This window comes from Streptomyces sp. NPDC043176, from assembly GCF_056436715.1.
The window spans coordinates 1-18,272 of record NZ_JBWKCA010000043.1; the positions used below are offsets into that span (position 1 = coordinate 1).

Annotated in this window: 13 protein-coding genes and 1 pseudogene; 6 read left to right on the forward strand and 8 right to left on the reverse strand. The window is 71.4% G+C overall.

The features are described from left to right. Positions 1-383, forward strand: a pseudogene (locus AC067A_RS36410) (transposase); the annotation flags it as partial. A 30-nt stretch (positions 384-413) separates the two neighbouring features. On the opposite strand, the gene AC067A_RS36415 reads toward AC067A_RS36410, so the two are convergent. Together AC067A_RS36415 and thpR are read right to left on the reverse strand one after the other, a co-directional pair. Continuing rightward, a complete protein-coding gene (locus AC067A_RS36415) occupies positions 414-1,403 on the reverse strand; it encodes an aldo/keto reductase (protein WP_479247742.1) in 990 nt (329 codons plus the stop codon). A gap of 220 nt (positions 1,404-1,623) precedes the next feature. Beyond that, on the reverse strand, positions 1,624-2,235 hold the full coding sequence (gene thpR, locus AC067A_RS36420; RefSeq protein ID WP_479247743.1) for an RNA 2',3'-cyclic phosphodiesterase: 612 nt from the start codon (positions 2,233-2,235) through the stop codon (positions 1,624-1,626). A gap of 33 nt (positions 2,236-2,268) precedes the next feature. On the opposite strand from thpR, the gene AC067A_RS36425 reads away from it, so the two are divergent. Further along, positions 2,269-2,769, forward strand: coding sequence for a GNAT family N-acetyltransferase (locus AC067A_RS36425; protein ID WP_479247745.1), 501 nt, complete (start codon positions 2,269-2,271; stop codon positions 2,767-2,769). A 107-nt stretch (positions 2,770-2,876) separates the two neighbouring features. Here the strand turns inward: AC067A_RS36425 and AC067A_RS36430 are convergent, their stop codons facing one another. From AC067A_RS36430 to AC067A_RS36440, 3 genes are all read right to left on the reverse strand, one after another. Then, positions 2,877-4,292, reverse strand: a complete 1,416-nt coding sequence (locus AC067A_RS36430) for a phage baseplate protein (RefSeq protein ID WP_479247747.1) — start codon at positions 4,290-4,292, stop codon at positions 2,877-2,879. A 91-nt stretch (positions 4,293-4,383) separates the two neighbouring features. Next, positions 4,384-5,736 (reverse strand): MFS transporter, encoded by a 1,353-nt coding sequence (locus AC067A_RS36435; protein ID WP_479247749.1) that lies wholly within the window; start codon positions 5,734-5,736, stop codon positions 4,384-4,386. A gap of 54 nt (positions 5,737-5,790) precedes the next feature. After that, on the reverse strand, positions 5,791-6,252 hold the full coding sequence (locus AC067A_RS36440; RefSeq protein WP_367827514.1) for a MarR family winged helix-turn-helix transcriptional regulator: 462 nt from the start codon (positions 6,250-6,252) through the stop codon (positions 5,791-5,793). A gap of 169 nt (positions 6,253-6,421) precedes the next feature. Between AC067A_RS36440 and AC067A_RS36445 the strand changes: the two genes are divergently transcribed. Beyond that, positions 6,422-6,649: a hypothetical protein gene (locus tag AC067A_RS36445; RefSeq protein ID WP_479247751.1), complete on the forward strand. Its 228-nt coding sequence runs from the start codon at positions 6,422-6,424 to the stop codon at positions 6,647-6,649. Here the strand turns inward: AC067A_RS36445 and AC067A_RS36450 are convergent. Then, positions 6,619-8,073 (reverse strand): NCS2 family permease, encoded by a 1,455-nt coding sequence (locus tag AC067A_RS36450; protein ID WP_479247753.1) that lies wholly within the window; start codon positions 8,071-8,073, stop codon positions 6,619-6,621. The genes AC067A_RS36445 and AC067A_RS36450 overlap by 31 nt on opposite strands. A gap of 213 nt (positions 8,074-8,286) precedes the next feature. On the opposite strand from AC067A_RS36450, the gene AC067A_RS36455 reads away from it, so the two are divergent. The 3 genes from AC067A_RS36455 (at position 8,287) to AC067A_RS36465 (ending at position 13,819) form a co-directional block, all read left to right on the forward strand. Further along, entirely contained in the window at positions 8,287-8,571 is a 285-nt protein-coding gene (locus AC067A_RS36455) for a DUF2530 domain-containing protein (RefSeq protein ID WP_479247755.1), read from the forward strand. Positions 8,572-8,703: 132 nt separating this feature from the next. Then, positions 8,704-11,124, forward strand: coding sequence for an HAD-IC family P-type ATPase (locus AC067A_RS36460; protein WP_479247757.1), 2,421 nt, complete (start codon positions 8,704-8,706; stop codon positions 11,122-11,124). A gap of 235 nt (positions 11,125-11,359) precedes the next feature. After that, positions 11,360-13,819, forward strand: coding sequence for a DUF6185 family protein (locus tag AC067A_RS36465; protein ID WP_479247759.1), 2,460 nt, complete (start codon positions 11,360-11,362; stop codon positions 13,817-13,819). Here the strand turns inward: AC067A_RS36465 and AC067A_RS36470 are convergent. After that, positions 13,816-14,616, reverse strand: a complete 801-nt coding sequence (locus AC067A_RS36470) for a hypothetical protein (protein WP_479247761.1) — start codon at positions 14,614-14,616, stop codon at positions 13,816-13,818. The genes AC067A_RS36465 and AC067A_RS36470 overlap by 4 nt on opposite strands. Positions 14,617-15,065: 449 nt before the next feature. Further along, the gene (locus AC067A_RS36475; RefSeq protein ID WP_479247763.1) at positions 15,066-18,209 is read right to left on the reverse strand and encodes a sacsin N-terminal ATP-binding-like domain-containing protein; all 3,144 of its coding nucleotides are present in this window, start codon (positions 18,207-18,209) and stop codon (positions 15,066-15,068) included. Positions 18,210-18,272: the final 63 nt, after the last annotated feature.

An 18,272-nucleotide genomic window follows, 5' to 3' on the forward strand; every position in this document is an offset into this window, starting at 1 on the left:
CGCGAAGTCCTCGCCGACATGCTCACCGGGGACCAGGACCTACCGGCCACCCACCCCGGGCAGACGATCGTCGGCGACAAGGGCTACGTCTCCAAACACCTCGACGCCTTCCTGGCCGACCACGGCCTGAAACTGCTGCGGCCCAGCTACCGCAACCTCAAGCCCCGGCCCGGCGAACACCTGCTCAAACCGATCCGGCAGCTCATCGAGTCGGTCAACGACACCCTCAAGGGCCAGCTCGACCTCGAACGCCACGGAGCGAGAACCCCAGCCGGAGTCCTGGCCCGCGTCGGACAACGCATCCTCGCCCTGACCGCAGCGATCTGGCACACCGGACCAACGGAACACCGCTGACCAGGTCATTGATCGCCTACGACCACTGACCCGGACTTCGGACTCAATCGTCTAGGGGGTCACCAGGCGAAGGCCTCCGGCGACGGGCCCGGGCCGGGGAAGACCTCGTCGAGGCCGGCCAGGACCTCGTCGCCCAGTTCGAGCTCCAGGGCGCGCAGGGCGCCGGCGAGCTGCTCGGGCGTGCGCGGGCCGACGATGGGGCCCGTGACGCCGGGGCGGGTGAGGAGCCAGGCGAGGGCCGTCTCGCCGGGCGCGAGGCCGTGCTTGTCGAGCAGGTCCTCGTAGGCCTGGAGCTGTGCGCGGGAGGCCGGGTCGGCGAGGGTGGCGGCGGCGCGGCCCTCGGTGCGGCGCTTGCCCTCGGCCTCCTTCTTGAGGACGCCGCCGAGCAGGCCGCCGTGGAGCGGGGACCAGGGGATGACCCCGAGGCCGTACTCCTGGGCGGCGGGGATGACCTCCATCTCGGCGCGCCGCTCGAAGAGGTTGTAGAGGCACTGCTCGCTGACGAGGCCGACGGAGCCGCGGCGGGCGGCGGTCTCGTTGGCCTGGGCGATCTTGTAGCCGGGGAAGTTCGAGGAGCCCGCGTAGAGCACCTTGCCCTGCTGGATCAGGACGTCGACGGCCTGCCAGATCTCCTCGAAGGGGGTGGAGCGGTCGACGTGGTGGAACTGGTAGACGTCGATGTAGTCGGTGCCGAGCCGCTTGAGGCTGGCCTCGACCGCGCGGCGGATGTTGAGCGCCGAGAGCTTGTCGTGGTTGGGCCAGGCGTCGCCGTCGACGCCCATGTTCCCGTACACCTTGGTGGCGAGGACGGTCCTGTCGCGGCGGCCGTCGCCCTTGGCGAACCAGGAGCCGATGATCGACTCCGTCCGCCCCTTGTTCTCCGCCCAGCCATAGACGTTGGCGGTGTCGAAGAAGTTGAGTCCCGCGTCCAGCGCCGTGTCCATGATGGCGTGGCTGGTGGGTTCGTCCGTCTGTGGTCCGAAGTTCATCGTCCCGAGGACGAGTCGGCTGACCTTGAGTCCGGTGCGTCCGAGCTGCGTGTACTCCATGGACGTCAAGCCAACTGCTTCGAGTGCGCTCGAAGCAAGGGGGTTCCCATCGGGTGGGCAGGGCGTGCCGGGGGCTGCCGTCCGGCCCGCTCCCCCAGGGGACGGGCAGGGCGTGCGAGGGCTACTGTCCGGCCAGCGACGCCACCGCGATGATCGCGAACATCAGTACGAGCACGCCGGCCATGATCCGGTTACGGGTCTTCGGGTCCACGCTTCGAGGTTAACCCGCCCGCCCGGGCCGCCCGTCCCCGGCCCGGCCGCTCTCCGCCCCCTCCAGGGGCCAGCCGGCGACCTTCTCGTACCGCGGCTGCTCGCCCCGCACCCCGCTCACCGGCAGGTTCGACCGTACGAGCGCCAGCTCGGCCACCTCCCAGCGGCCGCCCTCGAACGCGCCGAGCTCCTCCTGGAACGGCCGCAGGTCCACCTCGTCCGCCCGGGCCCGGGCCAGCGTCAGGTGCGCCTGGTAGCGGCGGTGCTCCTCCATCGCGACCCCCGCCCGGCGCGCCGCGGCGTCCGCCCGCTCGGCGAGCAGTCGCAGCTGGTCCAGGCCCCCGGCGACGCCCGTCCACAGCGCCCGCCGCCCGAAGTGGCCGCCGCCGTGCAGCCGCAGCGGAAACGGCGGCGTCCGGTGCGCGGCCCTGGCGAGCCGTTCCCGCAGCTCGGGCAGCAGCTCCTCGTCCACCTCCCCCATGAAGGCGAGCGTCAGGTGCCAGCCGGGCCGCGAGGTCCAGCGCAGCCCGTCGGCCCCGGGCAGCCGGTGCAGCCGGTCGACGACCTGGGCGAGCTCGGCCAGCCGCTCCGGGGGCGGCAGGACCGCGGCGAAGAGCCTCATGGGGAGATTCTGGCAGCGGTTAGCCTCGGCGGCATGAAGATCCGTAAGGGCGGGGCCGACGACTTCCCCGCGATTCTCGCGATACTCGACAGCGCCGTGGTGTGGCTGAACGGCAAGGGCATCACCGCGCAGTGGGGCACGGAGTCGTTCTCCGGGCGTCCCGAGGCCGTGGAGCAGGTGCGGCGGACCATGGGCGAGGGCGACCCCTGGATCGCCGAGGTCGACGGCGTACCGGCGGGCGCCATGACGCTGACCCCGCACCCCGGCCAGTACGTCGCACCGGCCGACGAGCCCGAGGTGTACGTGCGCCTCCTCGCCACCGACGCCCGCTTCCACGGCCACGGGGTGGGTGCCGCGCTCCTGGAGCACGCCGCCGCCGAGACCCGGCGGCAGGGCGTCTCGCTGCTGCGAGTGGACTGCTTCGCCGGCGGCGACGGGCGGCTCGTCTCGTACTACGAGGGCCGGGGCTTCACCCGCACCGAGCCCTTCACGGTGGGCGAGTGGCCGGGTCAGGTGCTGCAGCGGCGGGTGTGAGGGCCCGCCGCTCCGTGAGCGTACGTCCGGACGGGCGTGCCCTCGGATCGCGCGGTGGGCTGGCGCGGTCGGCGCGTACGGTCGGCTCGCCCGCTCGGCTCGCGCGGTCAGCTGAGGAAGAACCCGGCGTCCAGGCCGATCCAGCCCTTGATCCCCCGCTCGTCGTAGACGCGCAGCGCGCCGTCGGAGGTGACCTCCCAGCGGATGGTGAGGGGCCCGGTGACGCCGGCGCCGGTCGTCTGGCCCACCATGCCCTGGGTGCGCCGGGGGCGGAGGTGCGGCGGCAGCGTGAGGATCGTGTCGCCGCTGACCCACGCGGTGTTGCCGGCGCGGGTCACCCGAAGGTGGAGGTGGACGCGGTTGCCCGACTGGCGGTACTCCGGGCCGTAACTGCTGCCGGCGGCGGGGTAGGCGGCGGCGTCCCACTCCAGGCCGGTCCACGGGACGTGGCCGGTGGGGCCGCTGAGGGTGCCGGTGATGCCGTAGAGGGCCATGTGCCGGGTCGCCTGCGTGGCGAAGCCGAACACGAGCTGCGGCCCGTCGGGCGTCCGGCGGACGGTGATGCCCTCGGTCTCGCGGTGCTCCAGGTGGAGGGCGGTGGTGTTGAAGGTCCGCTCGATCACGTCACCGGTGGTGATGTCGTAGACGTTCCACCAGGAGTTGCCCGGCTTCGGGTTGGTGGCGGCGTCGTAGGCGTTGCCCTCGTTCTGGTGGACGAGGTTCCCGTACAGGCACCAGGCCTGGGTGCGGTACTTCGCCGGGAACGTGTACTGCGCCGTGAACTCGCGGCGCTTGAAGGCTTCGAGCGCGTAGACGCGGTACTCCGCGGTGCCGGTCGACGACACGTGGCGCACCGCGATGCGGCCGTGGTCGACGTCCAGCGCCGGGGTGATGTGAAGGGCGCCGGGGACGGGGTCGAACACCTCGACGAGGCTGCTCCCCGCGTCGACGACGGCGTCCGGCGTGAACGCGACCCGGCCGATGTGCTTGCCGTAGGCGAAGCCACTGGTGACCCTGTCCGCGTCGGTCTCCAGCCAGAGCCAGGGGGTGCCGTCGACGTGTTCGATGCCGAGTCCGCCGCCGTGGCCGAAGCCCCTGAGGTGCATGACGGCGAGGACGGTGCCGTCGGCCGCGAGCTGGTTGACGCACAGGTCGCCCCGGTAGTTGCGCTCCGTGGTGGACGGCGGCGTGCCGGTCTCGCCCGGGAGCAGGCGGCCGCCGCTCATCAGCTGTACGGCGTAGCCCAGGCCGGTCACCGGGTCGTAGGCGATCTGCTGGTGCACCCGGGTGTGGTGGAGGAGGACCTCCTTGCCGAACAGGTCGACGGGCTCGGCCGCCAGGTCGAACCTGTGACCCTCGGGCAGACTGCCGGGCGGCAGGCTTCCGGCGGCGGTGGTGGCGGTGGCCACGGCGGGCGCGGCCTGGGGCACGGCGGTCTGCGGTACGGCGGCCTCGGCGGCCGCGGGAGCGATTACCGGAGTGGCGGCCAACGCCGTCAGGACGGTACGACGGGTCAGGGACATGGGCGTGCAAGCCCCCCTTTCAAGATCTTCACCTGCACGGAGAGGTGATCTTCGCACGCGCGAGCGAAAGGTCAGGGGGGCCCGGACGCCCCTACGCCGCCGTCGCCAGGCGCTCGCGCGCCACGAAGCGGACGCGCGGGTGGCCGTGGTGCCAGCGCATGGCGACCTTCAGGCCGCCGACGCGGGCCAGGACCAGGCCGATGACGACCGCGGCGGTCAGCGAGACCAGGCCGCCGGTCGCGAAGCCGGCGCGGGCGCCGTAGGTGTCGGTGACCCAGCCGAGGAGCGGCGCCCCGATCGGCGTGCCCCCGGCGAACACCATCATGTAGAGGCTCATCACCCGGCCGCGCATGGCCGGGTCGGTGGCCATCTGGACGGCGGAGTTCGCGGTGATGTTGACCGTGAGGCCGATCATGCCGATCGGCACGAGCAGCAGCGCGAACAGCCAGAACACGGGCGACAGGGCCGCCGTGATCTCCAGGACGCCGAAGACGGCCGCCGCGATCACCAGCATCCGCAGCCGAGTCGAGCCGCGGCGGGCGGCCGCGAGGGCGCCGACCAGGGAGCCGGCCGCCATCAGGGTGTTGAGCAGGCCGTAGGTGCCCGCGCCGACGTGGAAGACGTCGCTGGAGAAGGCGGTGAGCCAGATCGGGAAGTTGAACCCGAAGGTGCCGATGAAGCCGACGAGGGCGATCGGCCAGATCAGGTCCGGCCGCCCGGCCACGTACCGCAGGCCCTCCCTCAGCTGGCCCTTGCCGCGCGGGGCGCGCTCCACCTTGTGGAGTTCGCTCGTCCGCATGAGCAGGAGGCTCACGAGCGGGGCGAGGAAGGAGAGGCCGTTGAGGAGGAAGGCCCAGCCGCTGCCGACCCCGGCGATGAGGACGCCGGCGAGGGCGGGGCCGACGAGCCGCGCCGACTGGAAGTTCGCCGAGTTCAGGGAGACGGCGTTGCGCAGCTGCCCGGGGCCGACCATCTCGGAGACGAAGGACTGCCGGGCCGGGTTGTCGACGACGGTCACCATGCCGAGGAGGAAGGCGATCAGGTAGACGTGCCAGACCTGGACGGAGCCGGAGAGGGTGAGGACGGCGAGCGCGAGGCCGCATAGTCCGAGGGCGGCCTGGCTGACGAGGAGCAGGTTTCGCTTCGGGTAGCGGTCGGCGATCACGCCGCCGTACAGCCCGAAGAGCAGCATCGGCAGGAACTGCAGGGCCGTCGTGATGCCGACGGCGGCGGCCGAGCCGGTGAGGCTCAGGACCAGCCAGTCCTGGGTGATCCGGGCCATCCACGTACCGGTGTTGGAGACGATCGCTCCGGTGAAGAACAGCCGGTAGTTCCGGATCCCGAGCGAGGAGAAGGTGTCCCCGAAGAGGGTTCCCCCCCGCCCGCGGGTGTCGAGGGTGGGTTTATGGACGGGTGCGGAGTCTGCTCCGTGTCCCGTACTCAAAGTGCGTCGCCTCCTTGGCGCGTCGAGGTCCGGGGACTCCCCCGGTCCTGGGGGCTACCCCCGGGAGGCCGGGGGCAGGTGGGCGAGCTTCTCCAGGACCGGGGCGGCCGCGCGCAGCTTGGCCCATTCGTCCTCGTCCAGGCCCTCGGCGAGGGCGGCCAGCCAGGCGTTCCGCTTGCGGCGGGACTCCTCGAGCATGGCCGTGGCCTGCTCGGTCTGGCTGACCACCTTCTGCCGGCGGTCGTCGGGGTGCGGCTCCAGCCTGACCAGTCCCTTGGCTTCGAGCAGCGCGACGATGCGGGTCATCGACGGCGGCTGGACGTGCTCCTTGCGGGCCAGCTCACCGGGGGTGGCCGAGCCGCAGAGCGACAGGGTGCCGAGCACCGACATCTCGGTGGGGCTCAGCGACTCGTCGACGCGCTGGTGCTTGAGGCGTCGGCCCAGTCGCATGACGGAGGAGCGGAGCGCGTTCACGGCCGCAGCGTCGTCGGCGGTGCCGTGGGACAGGTCTGGCATGTTTGTTAGCCTAACTCATTACTCTGTCTAAATACCAACGGGAACACACCGACGTCACACGAATCACATCCGGTCAGGTCACGCCCGCATATCCATGGCTCACCCAAATGAGTGAGTCGGATCCGGAAAGTGACGCAAAGAGGCCCCGCCTGCCCCGACCCTGAACGGCATGGGATCGACAGTGCTCAGCCTGCGCATCGACAGTGAGCTGCTCGACCGGCTCAAGAGTCACGCCGCGAAAAGAGGAATGAGCGTCCAGGACTATGTCGTCCGGACGCTCATTCGGGAGGACTTCGACGCGCGGTTCAAGACCGCCGTAGAGGAGACGGAGAAGTTCTACGGGGCCTCCGACGCGCCCCCCGACGCTCAGGTCAGGCCGAGCGCCGGCATCGCGTAGTAGAAGACGAAGACCGCCGAGACGACGTACATGGCCACCGGGACCTCACGGCCCCGGCCGGCCGCCAGACGCAGCACGCTGAAGGCGATGAAGCCGATGCCGATGCCGTTCGTGATCGAGTACGTGAACGGCATCATCACCATGGCCAGGAACGCCGGCACCGCGATGGTGTAGTCGCTCCAGTCGATGTCCTTGACCGAACCGGCCAGGATCAGGAAGCCGACCGCGAGGAGCGCGGGCGTCGCCGCCTGGGACGGGACCATCGTCGCCAGCGGCGTGAGGAACAGCGCGATCGAGAAGAGGCCGCCGGTCACGACCGAGGCGAGGCCCGTGCGCGCGCCCTCGCCGACGCCCGCGGTGGACTCCACGAAGCAGGTGGTGGCCGAGGAGGAGGTCGCGCCGCCGGAGGCGACGGCCAGGCCGTCGACGAGCAGGACCTTGTTGATGCCCGGGAAGTTGCCGTCCCGGTCGATCAGCTTGGCCTCGTCGCCGACGCCGAGGATCGTGCCCATCGCGTCGAAGAAGCAGGACAGCAGCACGGTGAAGACGAACAGGACGCCGGTCAGCAGGCCGACCTTGTCGAAGCCGCCGAACAGACTGACCTGGCCGACCAGGCCGAAGTCCGGCGAGGCGACCGGGTTGCCCGGCCACTCCGGCGTGGTGAGGCCCCAGGACGGGACGGTCGCGACCGCGTTGATCACCATGGCCACGATCGTCATGACGACGATCGAGATGAGGATGGCGCCCGGCACCTTGCGGATGATCAGGGCGAGGGTCAGGAGCGTGCCCAGGACGAAGACCAGGACCGGCCAGCCGGTGAGGTGACCGGCGCCGCCGAGCTGGAGCGGGACGGTGGTGTGCGCGGCGTCGGGGATCCGGGAGACGAAGCCCGAGTCGACGAGGCCGATCAGCATGATGAAGAGGCCGATGCCGATCGCGATGCCCTTGCGCAGGCCGACCGGGACCGCGTTCATGACGCGCTCGCGCAGACCGGTCGCGACGAGGAGCATCACGACGACGCCCGCGAGGACGACCATGCCCATCGCGTCCGGCCAGGACATCTTCGGCGCGAGCTGGAGCGCGACGACCGTGTTGACGCCGAGACCGGCGGCGAGGGCGATCGGCACGTTGCCGATGACGCCCATGAGGAGCGTCGTGAACGCCGCCGTGAGGACGGTCGCGGTGACGAGCTGGCCGCTGTCGAGCTGGTGCCCGTACATGTCCTTGGCGCTGCCGAGGATGATCGGGTTCAGCACGATGATGTAGGCCATCGCGAAGAAGGTGGCGAAACCGCCCCGGATCTCGCGGGCCACGGTCGAACCGCGCTCGGAGATCCTGAAGTAGCGGTCGATGCCGGAGGTGGGAGTTCCCGGGTTCTCGGGGTTCTCCGGGGAAGTGGCCTTGGCGGCGGCCGTGGTGCTCATGGGGTTCCTCTTCGGAAGAAGTCCTTTTTGGCGGTTCATACGAGGGAAACCCGCCAGAGGCAAACCGTTTCAGTATGAACACATGAACGAGCGAGCGTCCATCTCCGCGCGTAGACCCCGGAGCGGGCCGGGCGGACGGGGTCCCGACGGCCCCGGGCTCTCAAGGGCCTCGGCGCCGCCGGGGCACGAAGGCGCGCCGCCTAGACTGGCCCCATGGCGAAGTGGACACCGAAGCACGAGGCACCCGAGCCCCTGGAAGGGCCCGTCGTCGCCACCATCACCGGCGGAACGATCCTCTGGTTCGTCCTCTTCCTCGTCCAGGTCCCCTTCTACGGCTGGTTCGCCGACCGGGACCTCACCTCCTGGGTCTGGACCTGCCTCGCCGGAGCCGGCCTCGGCCTGATCGGCATCTGGTACGTGCGCAAGCGCGACGCGGCGATCAAGCGCCACGCGGCGGCGCAGGCCGCGGCCGGGCGGACCGCCGGCGACGGCGCGTAGCACCGGGGGACGAGCCCGCCCCGTGACGCCCGGCCGGGGTGTGGCACCAGCGGATGATTCCGGTCCTCCCCCGGTCTGATCTTCGCCCTTCTCGGCAGGTGAACGGTCGAATACGGTCGTACCGTCGAAACCATGACGCAGCGGGCGAAGATCGACACGGACGGCGGCGAGACCCGGGCCGGAACCGGGGCCGCGGAGCCGCCGGTCGTGCACCGCCCCGCCGGACTCACCTCCGCCGAGGTCGCCGAACGCGTCGCGCGCGGCGAGGTCAACGACGTACCCCTGCGGAGCTCCCGCTCCACCACCGACATCGTCCGCGGCAACGTCTTCACCCGGTTCAACGCGATCATCGGCGTGCTCTGGGTGATCATGCTGATCGTCGCGCCCATCCAGGACAGCCTCTTCGGCTTCGTGATCGTCGCGAACACCGGCATCGGCATCGTCCAGGAACTCCGCGCCAAGAAGACCCTCGACGGCCTCGCCGTCATCGGCGAGGCCAAACCGACCGTCCGGCGCGACGGCCGCACCGCGGAACTCTCCACCTCCGAGATCGTCCTCGGCGACCTCATCGAGCTCGGCCCCGGCGACAAGGTCGTCGTCGACGGCGTCGTCGCCGAGGCCGACAGCCTGGAGATCGACGAGTCCCTGCTGACCGGCGAGGCCGACCCCGTGGTCAAGAAGCCCGGCGACCGCATGATGTCCGGCTCGTTCGTGGTGGCCGGCGGCGGCGCCTTCACCGCCACGAAGGTCGGCCGCGAGGCCTACGCCGCCCAGCTCGCCGAGGAGGCGTCCCGCTTCACCCTCGTCCACTCGGAGCTGCGCAACGGCATCTCCACGATCCTCAAGTACGTGACGTGGATGATGGTCCCGACCGCGATCGGGCTCGTCATCAGCCAGCTCGTCGTCAAGGACGACAACTTCAAGGACGCCGTCGCCCGCACCGTCGGCGGCATCGTCCCGATGATCCCCGAAGGCCTCGTCCTCCTGACCTCCGTGGCCTTCGCCGTCGGCGTGATCAGGCTCGGCCGCAAGCAGTGCCTCGTCCAGGAGCTGCCCGCCATCGAGGGCCTCGCCCGCGTCGACGTCGTCTGCCTCGACAAGACCGGCACCCTCACCGAGGGCGGCATGGACGTCACCGAGCTCCGGCCCCTGGGCGGCAGCGACGAGTCGTACGTACGGAAGGTCCTCGGCGCCCTCGGCGAATCCGACCCGCGCCCGAACGCCTCCCTCCAGGCCATCATCGACGCCTACCCCGACACCGTGGAGTGGCGCTGCACCGAGAGCCTGCCCTTCTCCTCCGCCCGCAAGTACAGCGGCGCCGCCTTCAGCCAGGGCGACGGCGAGAGCTCCACCTGGCTCCTCGGCGCCCCCGACGTCCTCCTCGCCGCCGACGACCCGGCCCTCACCGAGGTCGACCACCTCAACGAGCAGGGCCTCCGGGTGCTCCTGCTCGCCCGCACCGCCCACGACCTCGACTCCCCCGACGTCACCGCCGACACCCGCCCCACCGCCCTCGTCGTCCTCGAACAGCGGCTGCGGCCCGACGCAAGCGACACCCTCGCCTACTTCGCCGAGCAGAACGTCGCCACCAAGATCGTCTCCGGCGACAACGCCGTCTCCGTCGGCGCCGTCGCAGGAAAACTCGACATGCCCGGCGCCGCGAACACCGTGGACGCCCGCACCCTCCCCACCGACCGCGAGGAGATGGCGAAGGTCCTCGACGGCAACGCCGTCTTCGGCCGCGTCACCCCCCAGCAGAAGCGCGACATGGTCGCCGCCCTCCAGTCACACGGCCACACCGTCGCCATGACCGGCGACGGCGTCAACGACGTCCTCGCCCTCAAGGACGCCGACATCGGCGTCTCCATGGGCTCCGGATCCGAGGCCACCCGGGCCGTCGCCCAGATCGTCCTGCTGAACAACTCCTTCGCCACGCTCCCCTCCGTGGTCGCCGAGGGCCGCCGCGTCATCGGCAACATCACCCGCGTCGCCACCCTCTTCCTCACCAAGACGGTCTACTCCGTCCTCCTGGCCGTCCTCGTGGTCTGCTCCCAGGTCGAGTACCCCTTCCTCCCCCGCCACCTCACCCTCCTCTCCACCCTCACCATCGGCGTCCCCGCCTTCTTCCTCGCCCTCGCCCCCAACAAGGAACGCGCCCGGCCCCACTTCGTACGGCGCGTCATGCGGTACGCCGTCCCCGGCGGCGTCATCGCCGGCGCCGCCACCTTCACCACCTACCTCATCGCCCGCCACCACTACAGCGGCGAAGGCGCCCTCGAAGCCGAGACCAGCGCCGCCACCCTCACCCTCTTCCTCGTCTCCCTGTGGGTCCTCGCGATCGTCGCCCGCCCCTACACCTGGTGGCGCCTCGCCCTCGTCGCCACCATGGCCGGCGCCTTCCTCCTCGTCCTCGTCGTCCCCTGGCTCCAGCACTTCTTCGCCCTCAAACTCGTCGGCGTCACCATGCCCTGGACCGCCGTCGCCATCGCCGCCACCGCCGCCCTCCTCCTCGAACTCACCTGGCGCTGGGTGGACCGCCGGTTCCCGGCGTAGGGCCCGTCCGTCGGACGGAGGCCACCACTGAGGTGCCCGATCGACTGATCACCACCGGCGGACGTCTTCCCGATCACTGACCACAGCTGATGGGTACGACAGACGCGTCGGCTGCTGGAGTGGACCTGCTTGCGCGTCAGTGCGGCGCGCGGCAACGTGCGCGTCGCGCAGGGAGGATCTTGGGGATCCTGGGGCGGTGACCAGTCACGGCTGTTCCCCGCCGCGCCCTCTGCACGTGCTGTTGCTGCTCCTCTGCCTCGTCCTCCCCGTCATGGGAAGGGCCGACGCCGCCGAACGCGCCTCGCCCGGTTGCCGAGCCGATCAGCTCAAGAAGGCCGAGGTGACGGCGCTGGCGGAGTTCGAGCACCGCGGCAACGACTACAGCGTGCTCAAGAGCACCATGGACATCAGTGTGCCCGCCACGTGGGATCGTGCCTCCGAACTGCTCCTGGACACCCATTCACCGGTCTACCGATCGGCGCTGGCGTGCCTGGTGGGCAAACCCGCGACGGAGCAGAACGACGACCCCCTTGACTACGAGTGGCGGTTCGCGCCGGTGGCCGTGAAGGCCGACGGCCAATGGGTCAAGGTCCACTACGAGGCAAGCACCTGGATCCAGTCCTCGTTCTCCGCTGTCGGCCCGTGGGAGCTGAGGGCGACGACGGAGGACTGGCTCATCGAGTTGAACCCTGCGCCTGCCCTGAAGAGCGCGAACTGGGAGAGCGTTCAGGTCAACCTGGGCGGTAAGGGCGCTCTGACGGCCACGCCTCCGCCGGCCTTCGGCGAAGGCGGAACGAATCTGAGCTGGCGGCACAAGAAGCCCGACCAGTATCCCGCGGTCACCTTCCGCCCACCGACGGTACAGCAGTGGAACTTCCTCACCACTTCGCCGGAGCCGTTCTTGGAGGCGTGGGAGACATGGGGCGTGTGGAGCGCATCGGGAGCGTTCTGGTACGTCGCCTCGGGCGCGTTGCTGCTGGTCGCGGCTCGGCGACTCAGGCTCAGCCTGGCAGGCAAGACGATGCCGGCGGAGTCGACGACAGCGCTGCGCTTTCTGCGGTGGTGGTCGCTCCTTTTGATCTTCCTGGGCCTGCTCGTCCACCTCGGAGACAACCTGTACCGGCTTCTCGGCCGGCTGATGGCCTGGGACTTCGACTACTCGCCGCTGCTGTCGGTGTTCAGCCTGGCCTTCCTCGGACTTGCGCTGTGTCTCCTCGGCAGCCGGTCCAAGCGCCTGCGGGTGAGCGTGAGCGTACTCGTCCTGGGAATCCTCGGCTGGTACGTGGTGTCGGAGGTGTTCGAGGTCTCTTTGCTTCCCACATCCGACGTTCTGCTGTCCCCGCCGGGCTGGACCGTGGCGGCCCTCGCCATCTGTGCGCTGATGTCAGTGTGCTGGCTGGGGGTGATCGCCGCAGGGCAACGGATCCTGCTGATCAGGGAGACACGGATCCCGCCGCGCGTGATGGTCCCCGCCGCCATCACGGCGGCGATGGTCACCGTCGTGTGGGGCTATCTGGCCTTCGAACGCTACTGGGACCGGATCAGCTGGCTCATCGACCCCGGTCAACCGGAGTTCCAGGGCTTGTGGGAGAAGGAACTCTACATCTGGTGGTTGTATTTCCCGAACTACGTTCTGGATCTGATGCTGGGCCTCGTGGGGATCTTGGCGCCGCTGGCCGTGCTGGGGGTTTTGCGGGTCTGCCGGGTCGAACAGTACGAGAAGTCGGCGTTCACACCCGCGCCGGCGGAGAAGTTCCTCCTCGTGGTCCTCTTCGCCATCACTCTCGCGCCCTTGGGGGATTACTACGGTCTTTCCGCCTACGCCCTCACCCTGCTGCTGTGCATGTGTGCGGCTTGGGGCGTCCTGGCCCTGGGCTCTTCCGTCTCCGTTCTGGAGCGGCCTTTCGCCGACAACGTGCCGCTCGGCATGACGATCTCGCAGACCGAGCGGGCCGACGTGCTGCGTCTGGCGCGCCGGTTCCGGGAGCTCCAAGCCCGCCTGAGCCACCTCGGCACGGCAAACCCGGCGGAGCGTGCCGAGCGGGAGTCGCTCGAGGCCGAGATCGACAGACTGGACCAGTCGCTGCCGCCCGGTGTCAGACCGGTCGATCTCCCGTTCGCCTGTGGCCCGCTGACCACGTGGTGGGGCAATGCCCGCCGGGGGGCCGTCATCGCGTCTATCGTCGGGTTGCCCGCGACCGGCCTGCTGTACTGGACGTACGCGGTGAAAGATGACTCCTGGACGGTGAACGCGGAGGATGCGACGGGATTCCTCTGGATCACGTTCCTCATCCTCTTCTGGCAGACCGCGTGGCTCGTCGCGGGATTCTTCCTCGGGGCGCTGTGGCGTGATCTTCCGGGCCGTCACGGGCCGACGAAAGCGCTCTTCGTCACGCTCGCGTTCGCCGTTCCGGAAGTCGCCGACTTCCTCGTCGCCCAGGCCCTCGGAGAGGACGTGCCCTCCTTGATCGGCGAGATCGCGGCATTCGCTTCGGTCATGACGTGCACGGGTCTGGTGATGGACCTGCAGACCTTCCAGAACGAGCGCCGCTACTGGGCGACCAACGCCGGCATGGTCGCTTACATTTACCAGATGCGCTTCGCCTCGGTGGCGTTCTTCGTGGCACAGCTCATCGCGCTCGCCACGCTCTGGAAGACGCTCTCGGAAGTGACCTCGACGTCACCCGTCCCCTAGGCCCCCCGGCAATCCCCACAACCGGCCCCCGCGTCATGGCTCCTGAACGCCCGCTCACACCCGTCGCACGTCACCAGCGGCGCCGGCCGCTCGGCTGTCGGCGGCGGGCCGGCCAGGAGCCGGGGCGGCAACAGCGCGGACAGCCGGTACTCGACGAACCGCCCCGGGTGGTGGATGGGCACGTGCGCGGGCGGCAGCCCCGCCGTCAGCGTCCGGATCACCTGCTCCGGCGTCGCCGCCCGCTCCAACCACTCCTGCACGCCGGGCACGAGCCGCAGGACCTCCCGGCACGGCAGCAGCAACCGCGCGTCGACCGTCCGCAACCGCGCGAGGATGTCCGCAGCGGGCCCGTGCGGCTCCGGCGGTACGGATACGGGAGCGGGTACGACGCGGGGCGCGGGCGCGGCGACGACGACGGGCACGGGTACGAGGCGGGGCGCGGTGACGAGGACGGGCGCGGAGACCGGCTCGGGCATCGCCCCAGGTTCCGGTTCAGTCGCCTGCTTCGGCGCCTCCGCCGGCGCCGCCTCGGCGGGCACGCGCCGGATCGCCGCCCCGCACCCCGGCTTGTTGTACGACAACGCCCGTGTGGCGAACCGTCCCCCGCCGAGGGCGACCCGTCGCCGCTCCACGTACCCCGCCGCCACCAGCTCGTTGAGCGCGCGCCGGATGGTGATCTCGCCTTCGCGGAACCTCAGCGTCAACGTCTTGACCGTCACGTCGGCTCCGTCAGGCAGCGACTGGATGTACACGGCGATGCCGATCGCCGCAGCCGAGAGTCCTGGATGCTGGGCCAAGTGGTTCCCGACGACCGTGAACCGGCCGTTGTGCCGGTGCCGTACGCGAATCACCCCGGAGCGAGGCGCGTCGACGGGAATCTCGAACGGTACCGGGCGTGCGGACAGGGCCGCGTTAGACTGCGGATCAGCCATTGGGAAGCGCTACTTCCTGGTTGCTAGGCCCTCGCCGGGATGTCCGTCCCTGCGGGGGCCAATTTGTCATATGCCGCTATTACGGCCGACCGTAGCGCACGCTCACCCCCACTCGTCCGCGTTCCGGACACCCCTTCACCCGATCGAGTGTGCAAGGGAGTTGGGGAGTGGGAGGGGCGGCTTGGGTGGTTTCTTTCCCGGGGCTTTACAGGGCGTCGAGCAGGACCGGGGCGTGGCCCGGCGCGCCCCGGTGGGTCCTGACGTAAGGCGTCGCTCACGACGGGCCTCCCTCGTGAGGGGAGGCCCGTGACCGGTCAGTCGAACCAGCGGTCCCTGGCCAGTTCCGTGGTGCGGGAGGGGTCTTCGAGGAGGGCGGCCACTTCGAAGCGGCGGGGCCATTGGCCGGCGGCCCAGGCGAGGCCGGCGGCTACGCCTTCGAGGGTGGAGGCGTGGAGGACGCCGTCGGGGGTGTGGCGCCAGTGGAGTTCGGTGCCGGCGGCGCGGAGTTCGTCGTGCTCGATGTAGGAGGCGGGGGTGGCGGGGCCGAGGAGGGCGTGGACGGCCGGGGGGACGTCGTGTTCCTCGCCGACGGTGGTGACTTCGGCCTCGACGGCTTCGCTGAGGCGGCGGACCTGGAAGAGGTCGGCGAGGTCGGCGGCGCGGGAGGGGGCGACGGGGAGGAGGGGCAGGCCGGCGGCGAGGGGGAGGAGGTCGGGGGCGTCGGCGACGAGGGCTTCGGACGCGTCGACGACGACGAGGGTGCCGTCGACGACGGCGCGGAGCTCGTCGGGGAGGGTGACCTGTTCGGGGTCGAGGTCGGCGAGGGCCGTGTAGAGGGCGTGGAGTTGGACGGTGGTGACCTCGCGGGAGGGGTCCGCCAGGCGGGTGAGGAGTTCGGCGGCGCCGCCGGGTTCGTCGAGGAGGGCGGCGACGGAGGTGCGGACGCCGAGGGCGCGGAGGACCTGTTCGTCGTCGAAGCCGGTGGCGTCGGCGGAGTCGTAGAGTCCGGCGAGGAGGGGGTCGGAGCCCTCGGCGCGGAGGCCGGCGGGGCGGCGGCCGTCGAGGACGGGGTGGTCGCGGAGCCACCAGGCGGTGTACGGGCGGACGGTCTCGGTGGTGCCGTCCGGGAGCAGGATGCGTACGGGCTGGGTGAGGGCGTCGCGGAGGGGCGGCTGCGCGAGGAGCGCGAGGGCCTGGGGCCAGCAGTCGTCGTCGACGAGGTCGAGGTCGCGTACGGCGACGATCTCGGTGGCGACCGGCGGCACGTGGGTCGGCGGCAGCCGGTCGAGGACGTCCTCGCACCACACGTCGACGGCGTCGAGGAGACCGGCGTCGTCGGGCTCCGGGTAGTCGCTCTCTCGGGGTTCGACCTCGTCGGGGTCGAGGACCAGGTCGTTGGCGCGGACGAGGGCGAAGGTGGCGAGGACGCCGCAGGCGGCGAGCGGGCGTTCGCCCCAGCGGGCGGCCAGTTCGGAGTCGACGTAGGCGAGTTCGTCGGGGCGCATGACGGCGGCGAAGGGCGATCCGGGGAGGACGAGTTCGCCGGCCGGGGAGAGTTCGCCGTCCTCGTCGGGGAGGGCGAGGGCGCCGAGCCAGGGCTCGTCGCCCGGGTCGAGTTCCGCGTCGCGGACCAGGGCGAGGACGGTGTCGGCGAGTTCCTCGGCGTCGAGGGTGTCGGCGTCCTCGTCCCAGATGTCGCCGTCGTCGAGGGAGGCGGCGACCGCGGCCCGTACCTGCGGGGTCGTCAGGACCGCGCGGGGCGTGGCGGGCAGGGCGCCCAGCTTCTCCAGGAGCGGGTGGGCGGCCTCGGGGTGGGCGACCTTGAGGCCGAGGCGGGTGAGTTCGGCGGGGGTGCGGTCCTGCGGGAGGAGGACCTGCCGGGGTCCGATCGTGGTGCGGACGCGGGCGCCGTCGGCGGTCTCGGCGAGCGGTACGGGGAGGCCGGTGAGGCGGTCGGGGTCGACGCCGGCGAGGGAGTCGTAGAGGCGCCACCACCAGCTCGGGGCCCGGTCGACACCGGCGAGGCGGTCGATGGCCTCGGTGAGGGGGACGCGGCCGATGCCGAGGGTGCGGAGTTCGGGGCGGCGTTCGAGGCCGGCGGGGAGGAGGGTCGGGAAGACCTCGGCGAGGACGGCGACGGTGTCGGCGCCGGCGCCCTCCGCGACCTCGGCCTCGATGGGGCGGAGCGCGGGCAGGTCCTCGGAGGGGACGGCGGGGGCGAGGAACGCGACCCGGGGCAGCCGGTCCAGGATCGCCTCGCGCAGGGCTCCGTCGAGCGGGCCCTTGCCGAGCGGGCCGGGCACGAGGTCGAGCGTGGCGGTCGTCACCGGGTGCCAGGCGGCGAGGAGTTCGGCGTACGCGTCGGCCGCGCGCTGCACCAGGAAGTCGGTGAGCGGGCCGGGCGCGGGGTGCCGGCGGGCGGTGTCGAGCGGCAGGGACGCGATGAGCAGGGCGGGGATGCCGAGGGGTTCGTCGGTGGGGGTGGGGGCGTGCACGACGGGGGTCGTACGGGGGTAGCGGGGGGCGCCTTCGCCGTCCACGGGTACCGCCCAGGTGACGGACCAGTGGGGGCGGAGGCGTTCCTCGACGGGGCGGTCCTTGAGAAGGTCGGGCTCGATGGGGCCGCCGTGGGTGACGGTCCGCCAGCGGTGGGTGCCGGTGGCGGTGTCGTCGATGCGGACGTAGCCGTCGTCCTCGGAGCGGCGGAGGGTCCGGACGCCGTCGGCGGTCTCGACGACGATCTCGGCGAGGCCGGGGAGCGTGAGGAGCAGGGCGTCGTCGACGGAGCCGAGGAGGCGTTCGGCGAGGTCCTGGGCGGCGGCGTCCCGCAGGGGCAGGACGACGACGGTGTCGTAGCCGTCGGGTGCGGTGCCCTCGGCGGGCAGCGGGAGCCGCAGGAGGGGTACGTGGCCGTCGCGGCGGCGCAGTTCGTCGCCGAGGCCCGGGCTGTACCGGGCGGCCTCGGCGGCGAGCTCGCGGGCTTCGGCGAGGGACCAGCGGACGCCGCCGTGGCGGCCGAGGACGGCGGGCTCGTCGCTCACGGCGAGGACGGCGGCGAAGCCGACGCCGAAGCGGCCGACGGCGCCGGTGCCCTGCTCCCGCTTGGCGGAGGCGCGGAGCGTCGACAGCGATTCGGCGCCCGCCGCGTCGAGCGGGGCTCCGGTGTTGGCGGCGGCGAGGGCGGCGGGACCCTCGTGGTCGGCCGGGTGGAGCGTGAGGCGGAGGCGGCCGGTGACGCCTGCGCGGCGGGCGGCGTCGGCGGCGTTCTGCGCGAGTTCCACGACGAGGCGGTCGCGGTAGCCGCCGAGCGCGAGGTCCTCTTCGGCGTTCGCGTCCTCGCGGAAGCGGGCGGGGGAGGCGCCCCAGGCGTCGAGCACGCCCCGCCGCAGCCGTGCGGTGCCGAAGGGGTCGGTTCCGTCGGTCGTCGTCCGGACGCTGACGCTCACGTCTGACTCCACTCTGCGGGGCGGTTCTGCGGGCGGTGGTGCCGGGCCCTAGGGTCCGGGGCCCGAAGGTACCGC

Bases quoted from the DNA above. Each gene is read 5' to 3' on its own strand.
- AC067A_RS36440 (WP_367827514.1), bottom strand. From the start codon at position 6,252: ATGCCAGACCTGTCCCACGGCACCGCCGACGACGCTGCGGCCGTGAAC.
- thpR (WP_479247743.1), bottom strand. From the start codon at position 2,235: ATGAGGCTCTTCGCCGCGGTCCTGCCGCCCCCGGAGCGGCTGGCCGAG.
- AC067A_RS36415 (WP_479247742.1), bottom strand. From the start codon at position 1,403: ATGGAGTACACGCAGCTCGGACGCACCGGACTCAAGGTCAGCCGACTC.
- AC067A_RS36460 (WP_479247757.1), top strand. From the start codon at position 8,704: ATGACGCAGCGGGCGAAGATCGACACGGACGGCGGCGAGACCCGGGCC.
- AC067A_RS36425 (WP_479247745.1), top strand. From the start codon at position 2,269: ATGAAGATCCGTAAGGGCGGGGCCGACGACTTCCCCGCGATTCTCGCG.
- AC067A_RS36445 (WP_479247751.1), top strand. From the start codon at position 6,422: ATGGGATCGACAGTGCTCAGCCTGCGCATCGACAGTGAGCTGCTCGAC.
- AC067A_RS36450 (WP_479247753.1), bottom strand. From the start codon at position 8,073: ATGAGCACCACGGCCGCCGCCAAGGCCACTTCCCCGGAGAACCCCGAG.
- AC067A_RS36430 (WP_479247747.1), bottom strand. From the start codon at position 4,292: ATGTCCCTGACCCGTCGTACCGTCCTGACGGCGTTGGCCGCCACTCCG.
- AC067A_RS36455 (WP_479247755.1), top strand. From the start codon at position 8,287: ATGGCGAAGTGGACACCGAAGCACGAGGCACCCGAGCCCCTGGAAGGG.